The sequence below is a fragment of the Streptomyces ossamyceticus genome, assembly GCF_001418475.1.
GTDB classification, from domain to species: Bacteria; Actinomycetota; Actinomycetes; order Streptomycetales; family Streptomycetaceae; genus Streptomyces; species Streptomyces ossamyceticus.
The window spans coordinates 1-6,975 of sequence record NZ_LIQX01000692.1 but is presented as its reverse complement, the minus strand read 5'-3'; the positions used below and the strand labels follow the sequence as shown (position 1 = coordinate 6,975).

The following is a 6,975-nucleotide window of genomic DNA, read 5'->3' as shown; positions in this document are numbered from 1 at the left end:
CTCGCCGCCCGTCGCCCGGCCTCCGGCTTCGGGGGTCCTACGCCCGGTGCCCGGCCTCCGGCTTTGGGGGTCCTTGATGTCCGGCGTCCGCTCGGGGCCCTCGCCGCCCGTCGCCCGGCCTCCGGCTTTGGCGTCCTACGCCAGGCGCCCGGCCTCCGCTCGGGGTCCTCGACGTCCGGCCTCCGGCTCGGGGCGCTCGACGCGCGACGGCCGCCGTGGGACGTAGGGCGTGCGAAGGCCTCTAGGCCACGCAGAACTCGTTGCCCTCCGGGTCGTGCATCACCCACCAGTGGCCCGCCGGGCCCTTGTCCACCTCGTGGAGTCGGGTGGCGCCCAGGGTCTCCAGGCGGGCCACGAGGTCGTCCAGGCCGCCCGGTTCGGCGTGGACGTCGATGTGGAGGCGGTTCTTCACCGTCTTGGGCTCCGGGACGTCCTGGAAGAGGAGACGACGGCCCCGGCCGATGCCGGTGAAGGGGTCGTACGGGTCCTCGGGGTGGCGGACGGCGGCGTACCCCCGGAACACGGCGTGGCCGGCGTGCTCGCCGACGGCCTCCTCCGGAAGGTCGCCCGCCGAGCGGAGGTGGGCGATCAGCGCGCTCGGATCCTCCACCTCGTAGCCCAGCGCGGCGGCCCAGAAATCGGCCAGGGGCTGCGCGTCGCGGGTGTCGATGACCAGTTTCCAGCTCAGTGCGGCAGTCATGTAACCGGTTATAGTGGTTACATGCCCTCGTCGTCCACCACAGCCACGCCGGATGGCGACCCTTCCCGGCCCCCGGAAGGACCGGGAATCCCCCTGCGGTCGTACACCGGCCATGTCTTCCGCTTCGATCCGGGCGCTCTCTGTCTGGAGCTCCTCGTCACCGGAGGCCCCGGCGCCCTCACCCGCTACGAGGTGCTGCACACCCCCGAGGACCTGACCGCCTGGGTCGGACGGTCCCGGCTCACCCCCACGCCGGGCACCCTGGACCTCACCGACGCCGACGTGGAGCACGTACGGCGGCTGCGCGACGCCCTGCTGCGCACGGTGGTCTCGCGCCTCCACCCGGGCGGACTGCCCCCGCTGGACATCCCGGCGGCCGGCCCCGCCGACCTGCGTGTCATCAACGACGCGGCGGCACGGCCCCCGCTCGCCCCCGCCCTCGGCGAGGACGGCACCCGGCGTTGGTCGCCCGCCCCGGCGGGCGGCGCCCAACTCGCCTCCACCGTCGCCCGCGACGCCGTAGACCTGCTCACCGGGCCGTACGCGGACCGCGTCCGCATGTGCGCCGGCGAGCGCTGCTATCTGATCTACGTCGACACCTCGCGGCCCGGCCGCCGCCGCTGGTGCTCCATGGAGCACTGCGGCAACCGCAGCAAGGTGCGTGCCCACCGCGCCCACCGGGCCCATCGCGCGCGCCGCACCGACGAGTCCGCCCCGAACGAGGAGTGATCGCCGTGGCCGCCACCGGACTGACCCAGGACGCCGGATGGGAGATCGGCGTCTCCCGCACCCTCGCCCAACCACCGTCGACGGTCTGGGAGTTCGTCAGCGGACCGCGAGGGCTGGCGCTGTGGCTCGGGGCCGGGGCGCGACTCACCCCCGAGCGCGGGGCGCCGTACACCACTGACGCGGGGACCGGCGGCGAGGTGCGCGGGTACCGGCCCGGCGAACGCATCCGGGTGACGTACGGCGACACGACCGTGCAGGTCACCGTCTCGGCCGCCGCCGGGGGCAGGACGGTCCTGCGCTTCCATCAGGAGCGGATGGCGAGCGCCGGGGAACGCGAGCGGCGCAGGGAGCACTGGCGGCGCGTGCTGGACCGGGTCGCGGACGCCCTCGGCACACCGGCCTGACCGGAATCTCGGGCAGGGAGCCCCCTGAGGTCGAAAGCCCTGTCCGGAAGCCCTGTCAGGGAGCCCTGTCAGGGAGTCCTGTCAGGGAGTCCGGGCCTGTTCAGGAGGTCGCGGGGTCCACCGTCGCCTGGTGGGCCTCGGCGAGGTGCTCCTGCGCCTTCAGCCACGGCAGGAACTGCGCGCCCTTGCGCCAGCCGCACGTGTCGCATCTGATCGTGCGCTGCACACCGGAGCGCTGGACCCGCACGACGTGCTGTCGCCCGTGCTGGTCCCAGCGGCTCACCTTGCTCGAGTTGTTCGAAGTGCTCGAGTTGTTCTCCGACATCAGGTCTCCAGCCGACACGTCGAGGGTCGTCGGCCTTTCACCGACCGCTGCCCGTCGTGAGGAGTGTGCAGCACGACCAACATCAACGGGGTCGATCCGGCCATGAGTTGTCCCACCGGGACGTGGGCCGGGCGGGGGCGGCGGACCCGTGCCCTCCGTATGCGCTGCCGCCGTGCTCCCCGCGTGTCCGGCGTGCGGGTACCGCGTGCGAGGATGACGGCTGTTCGAGGATGACGGCTGTTTTGAGACGGTCGGGCGGCGGAGATTGGGACGCGATGATCGGGACGGTGTTCCGTAGCGAGGACGTGCCGGCGGACGACAGGTTCGACCACTGGCGGGAGATGGTCGGCCGGATGCGCTCGCCCAGCGACATCATCAGCGCCCACACCACCGACTTCTGGGCGGAGTTCCGGCTGATGGAGCTGGGCCCGGTGACCGTGTGGCCCACCTCGTTCCTGCCGACGCGCTACCGGCGCAGCCAGCGGATGGTGCGCCAGTCCGACCCCGAGCTGTACCACCTGTCGCTGCTGCTGGACGGCGAGTTGACCCTCGACCACGCGGGACGGAGCGGCGCGTTCGGCGCGTTCGACCTGCACCTCGCGGACAGTTCGCAGCCGTACGACCTCCGGCCGGCGGACGATCTGCGGCCGGCGCCCGTCCGGGGTGTGGGCGTCGATTTCCCCAAGTCGCTGCTGCCGCTCCCGCCGCACCGCGTGCGGGAGTTGCTGGGCCGTGGCATTCCGGGCCGGGAGGGCGTAGCCGCGCTGCTGACGGACTTCCTGCTCGGTCTGGAACGCCAGGCCGACACCCTCGGCCCGGCCGACGCGCCGCGCCTCGGGACGGTCGTCCTCGACCTGGTGTCCGCCGTGCTGGGCCAGGCGCTGGACGCCGAGGCCGCGCTGCCGCCGGAGACCCGCCAGGAGGCCCTCGCCCGGCGGATCACCGCGTTCATCCGGCAGAACCTGCACGACCCGGAGCTGACCCCGCCGGTGATCGCGGCCGCGCACCACATCTCCGTCAGCTATCTGCACCGCGTCTTCCAGCAGCACACCCGGGGCGAGACGGTCGCCGCGTGGACCCGGGCCCGCCGCCTGGAGGGCGCCCACCGCGACCTCGCCGACCGCTCCCTGCGCGCCACCCCGGTCCACGTCATCGCCACCCGCTGGGGCTACCCCCGGGCCTCCGACTTCACCCGAGCCTTCCGCACGGCCTACGGCGCCCCACCCACGGAATACCGCCAGGACGCCCTCGCGGCCCGGGGCCGGCACGGCAACGGCGCCTAGCTAGGCAGCACCGCCGACCCGACGGCCCCCGGTGGGGACGCGGTCAGCGTAGGCTCCCGGGATGCATGTCCACCGGCGCTTCGAGAACCCTCCCGCGCTGCCTCACGGGGTGGTGGCCGAGACGTTGGAGCGGGCCCTGCGCGACCGTTCGGCGGAGGGGGAGGCGGCGAGCGTGCTGGTCGGCACCGCGTTGCACGACGACGACGCGGAGTTCGTCGAGCACTGGTGCGTTCAGGTCGGGACCCGGGCCGTGCCGGGCAGTCCGCTGCTGGGGCTGGCCGGACTGTGCCTGGGCCACACCGCCCGACGCTTCGGGCGTCTCGGCGACGAGGCCCGCGCCCTGGCGGAGTCGCTGGCGGCGCGCGCCGAGGCAGACCCGTCGGACGTGGACGGCCGTGCCCTCGACGGTTACGACGACGTCCGCAGCTTCCTCCACCTGTGGTGACGCCACCCGCCCCCCATGAGCAGTGCGGATCGACGAACCGAACCGCACCCCACTTCTACGGCGCCCCGATGCCCGCCGCGTCCCGTACCTCGGTCGACTCCAGGCGGGCCGCCGTTCGCTCGGCGGTGGCGCGGGCCCAGGGGCCGGTGGTCAGCGCGCCCAGGGTCAGGACGGCGAAACCGCATGCCGTGACGATCCACCACGCGGGGCGGGCCGCCGACACGAACGACTCGGCGTACGAGGACGCACCCACGCCCGCCGCCAGCACCGCCCCGATCACGGCGACCCCCAGGGTCTGGCCGATCTGCCGGCTGGTGGAGGCGACGGCGGCGGCGACCCCGGCCTGCGCGCGGGGCATGCCGGAGACCGCCGTGTTGGTGATGGGCGCGTTGACGAAGCCGAAGCCGATGCCGAAGAGGACGTAGCCGATGACCAGGGTGATGTTCGCCGTCTCCGCCTCGAACGCGGCGAAGAGGACACCGCTCGCGGTCATGGTCACCCCCGCGACGAGCAGCGGCAGCCGCGGGCCCCGGCTGCCGACCAGCCGCCCGGCGACCGGCGCGCACACGAAGCACAGGAAGGCCATCGGAAGCATCCACAGCCCCGCGTGCAGGGCGTCCAGGCCGCGCACGTTCTGCAGGTACAGCGTCGACAGGAACAGGAAACCGCCGAGCGCCGCGAACGCGCTGACCGCGATCACGGTCGCCCCGCTGAACGGCGCCGAACGGAAGAAACGCAGGTCGATCAGGGGCTCGTCCCGGCGCGGCTCGTACCGGAGCAGCCCGAGGAGCGCGGCCAGGGCGACACCGCCGAACACCAGCGTCCGCCCCACCGGCGCGGTCGGCGCCTCGATGATCGCGTACGTCAGCGAACCGAGCAGCGCGATGACCAGGAGCTGCCCCACGGGGTCGGGGCGGCGGGCCTTCGGCGCCCGGGACTCCGGGACGAACCGCCAGGTCAGCGCGAGAGCGGCCAGACCGACCGGGAGGTTGATCCAGAAGATCGAGCGCCAGCCGACCGACTCCACCAGGACACCGCCGATGATCGGTCCCGCCGCCATCGAGATGCCCACCACCGCGCCCCACACCCCGATCGCCCGGGCCCGCTCGCGCGGCTCCGTGAACGTGTTGGTGATGATCGACATCGCGACCGGGTTGAGCATCGAACCGCCGACCGCCTGCACCATCCGGAACACCACGAGCGCGTCGAGGTTCGGGGCGAGCGAGCACAGCGCCGAGCCGATGGTGAAGACGACGAGCCCCGCCATGAAGATCCGTTTGCGGCCGATGCGGTCCGCCGTGGAGCCCGCCAGCATCAGCAGCGAGGCCAGGACCAGGGTGTAGGCGTCGATCGTCCACTGGAGACCGGCGACGCTCGCGCCCAGGTCGCGCTGGAGGGTGGGGAGGGCGACGTTGAGGACGGTGTTGTCCAGGCTCACGATCAGGAGGCTGGTGCAGCAGATCGCGAGCACCAGCAGGCGGTGGCGACGGCTGAGCTCGGGCATGCCCTCCATCGTACGCCCGAGTCAATAGTGCGCCTAACTAATGAATAGGGTGAAGGGGAGTGTCGTTCGGGCGTGCCGGTCGGGGGGTTCACCGCCGTCGCCGCCATCGTCACCGGCCCCGGACCAGGGCTCCGCCGACGTGCGGGACAATGGGGGAATGTCCACGCCCTCGACCACGTCCTCGACCACGGCCGCCGCGCCTCTGCGGATCGGTCCGCACGCCGTCACCCCGCCCGTCGTCCTGGCCCCCATGGCCGGGATCACGAACGCGCCCTTCCGTACCCTGTGCAGGGAGTTCAGTGGCGGCAAGGGCCTCTTCGTCAGCGAGATGATCACGACGAGGGCGCTGGTCGAGCGCAACGAGAAGACCATGCAGCTGATCCACTTCGACGCGACCGAGAAGCCGCGCTCGATCCAGCTGTACGGCGTGGACCCGGTGACCGTCGGCAAGGCCGTCCGCATGATCGCGGAGGAGGGCCTCGCCGACCACATCGACCTGAACTTCGGCTGCCCGGTCCCGAAGGTGACGAGGAAGGGCGGCGGCTCCGCCCTCCCGTACAAGCGGAACCTGCTCCGCGCGATCCTCCGCGAGGCCGTCTCCGGCGCCGGGGACCTCCCCGTCACCATGAAGATGCGCAAGGGCATCGACGACGACCACATCACCTTCCTCGACGCCGGCCGTATCGCCGTCGAGGAGGGCGTCACCTCCATCGCCCTGCACGGCCGCACCGCCGCCCAGCACTACGGCGGCACCGCCGACTGGGACGCCATCGCCCGGCTGAAGGAGCATGTCCCCGAGATCCCGGTGCTCGGCAACGGAGACATCTGGTCCGCCGAGGACGCCCTGCGGATGGTGCGCGAGACCGGCTGCGACGGAGTCGTCGTCGGACGCGGCTGCCTGGGCCGGCCGTGGCTGTTCTCCGATCTCGTCGCCGCCTTCGAGGGGCGGACCGAGGACATCGCGCGCCCGTCGCTGCACGAGGTGGCCGACATCATGGTCCGGCACGCCACGCTCCTCGGTGAGTGGATCGGCGACGAGTCGAAGGGTGTCGTCGACTTCCGCAAGCACGTCGCCTGGTACCTCAAGGGCTTCGCCGTGGGCTCCGAGATGCGCAAGCGGCTCGCCATCACCTCGTCCCTTACCGAACTCCGCGCTGGGCTCGACGAGTTGGACCTGTACCAGCCGTGGCCGGCCGGCGCCGACGGGCCGCGCGGCCGCACCTCCGGCAACAACCGCGTCGTCCTGCCCGACGGCTGGCTCAAGGACCCCTACGACTGCGCGGGCGTCGGCGAGGACGCCGAACTCGACACCTCCGGCGGCTGACCCGGCCGCCCGCAACGGACCGCCACCGCCGGCAACGGACCACTGTCGCCCGCAACTGGCCACGGCCGAGGGCCTGTTGCCCTGTTTCGTCGGTGTTCCGGTCGTTGTACGGCCGGTTTCCGTCATCTCGGAATGAGTGGGGAAATGTCCGGGTAGCGCGCTTCGGTGTGCGGAGCGAACGAGACCCCGAAGAAGACGGCGAAGAGGCCCACCCGCCGGACCACGCGGAAACCGGCGGCACGGCCGACCCGGCCGACCCGG

The 6,975-nt window shown here is 72.6% G+C and carries 8 protein-coding genes; 5 read left to right on the top strand and 3 right to left on the bottom strand.

The genetic code is table 11. The annotated features are described in order from the left end of the window. Positions 1–241 precede the first annotated feature (241 nt). On the bottom strand, positions 242–700 hold the full coding sequence (locus AOK15_RS36780; RefSeq protein ID WP_055522933.1) for a VOC family protein: 459 nt from the start codon (positions 698–700) through the stop codon (positions 242–244). Between the two features lie 21 nt (positions 701–721). Between AOK15_RS36780 and AOK15_RS36775 the strand changes: the two genes are divergently transcribed. Continuing rightward, positions 722–1,429 carry a CGNR zinc finger domain-containing protein gene (locus AOK15_RS36775; RefSeq protein ID WP_079058915.1) on the top strand — a complete coding sequence of 236 codons (708 nt, stop codon included), beginning with the start codon at positions 722–724 and terminating at the stop codon, positions 1,427–1,429. 5 nt (positions 1,430–1,434) lie between these two features. Continuing rightward, a complete protein-coding gene (locus AOK15_RS36770; protein WP_420877025.1) occupies positions 1,435–1,833 on the top strand; it encodes an SRPBCC family protein in 399 nt (132 codons plus the stop codon). Positions 1,834–1,933: 100 nt separating this feature from the next. Here the strand turns inward: AOK15_RS36770 and AOK15_RS36765 are convergent, their stop codons facing one another. Next, on the bottom strand, positions 1,934–2,158 hold the full coding sequence (locus tag AOK15_RS36765) for a hypothetical protein (protein WP_055522929.1): 225 nt from the start codon (positions 2,156–2,158) through the stop codon (positions 1,934–1,936). Between the two features lie 275 nt (positions 2,159–2,433). Here AOK15_RS36765 and AOK15_RS36760 point away from each other — a divergent pair, with 275 nt between their 5' ends. Both AOK15_RS36760 and AOK15_RS36755 read left to right on the top strand, forming a co-directional pair. After that, entirely contained in the window at positions 2,434–3,441 is a 1,008-nt protein-coding gene (locus AOK15_RS36760; RefSeq protein WP_055522923.1) for a helix-turn-helix domain-containing protein, read from the top strand. Positions 3,442–3,502: 61 nt separating this feature from the next. Beyond that, positions 3,503–3,886 (top strand): hypothetical protein, encoded by a 384-nt coding sequence (locus AOK15_RS36755; RefSeq protein WP_055522922.1) that lies wholly within the window; start codon positions 3,503–3,505, stop codon positions 3,884–3,886. A gap of 55 nt (positions 3,887–3,941) precedes the next feature. Here AOK15_RS36755 and AOK15_RS36750 read toward each other — a convergent pair whose 3' ends face one another. Further along, positions 3,942–5,390 (bottom strand): MFS transporter, encoded by a 1,449-nt coding sequence (locus tag AOK15_RS36750; RefSeq protein WP_055522920.1) that lies wholly within the window; start codon positions 5,388–5,390, stop codon positions 3,942–3,944. 157 nt (positions 5,391–5,547) lie between these two features. On the opposite strand from AOK15_RS36750, the gene dusB reads away from it, so the two are divergent. Then, positions 5,548–6,714, top strand: coding sequence for a tRNA dihydrouridine synthase DusB (gene dusB, locus AOK15_RS36745; protein ID WP_055522918.1), 1,167 nt, complete (start codon positions 5,548–5,550; stop codon positions 6,712–6,714). Positions 6,715–6,975: the final 261 nt, after the last annotated feature.

What these genes read in the sequence shown, in the direction of transcription:
- AOK15_RS36780 (WP_055522933.1), bottom strand. Translation starts at nt 700, where the DNA reads ATGACTGCCGCACTGAGCTGGAAACTGGTCATCGACACCCGCGACGCG.
- AOK15_RS36775 (WP_079058915.1), top strand. Translation starts at nt 722, where the DNA reads ATGCCCTCGTCGTCCACCACAGCCACGCCGGATGGCGACCCTTCCCGG.
- AOK15_RS36765 (WP_055522929.1), bottom strand. Translation starts at nt 2,158, where the DNA reads ATGTCGGAGAACAACTCGAGCACTTCGAACAACTCGAGCAAGGTGAGC.
- AOK15_RS36760 (WP_055522923.1), top strand. Translation starts at nt 2,434, where the DNA reads ATGATCGGGACGGTGTTCCGTAGCGAGGACGTGCCGGCGGACGACAGG.
- AOK15_RS36755 (WP_055522922.1), top strand. Translation starts at nt 3,503, where the DNA reads ATGCATGTCCACCGGCGCTTCGAGAACCCTCCCGCGCTGCCTCACGGG.
- AOK15_RS36750 (WP_055522920.1), bottom strand. Translation starts at nt 5,390, where the DNA reads ATGCCCGAGCTCAGCCGTCGCCACCGCCTGCTGGTGCTCGCGATCTGC.
- dusB (WP_055522918.1), top strand. Translation starts at nt 5,548, where the DNA reads ATGTCCACGCCCTCGACCACGTCCTCGACCACGGCCGCCGCGCCTCTG.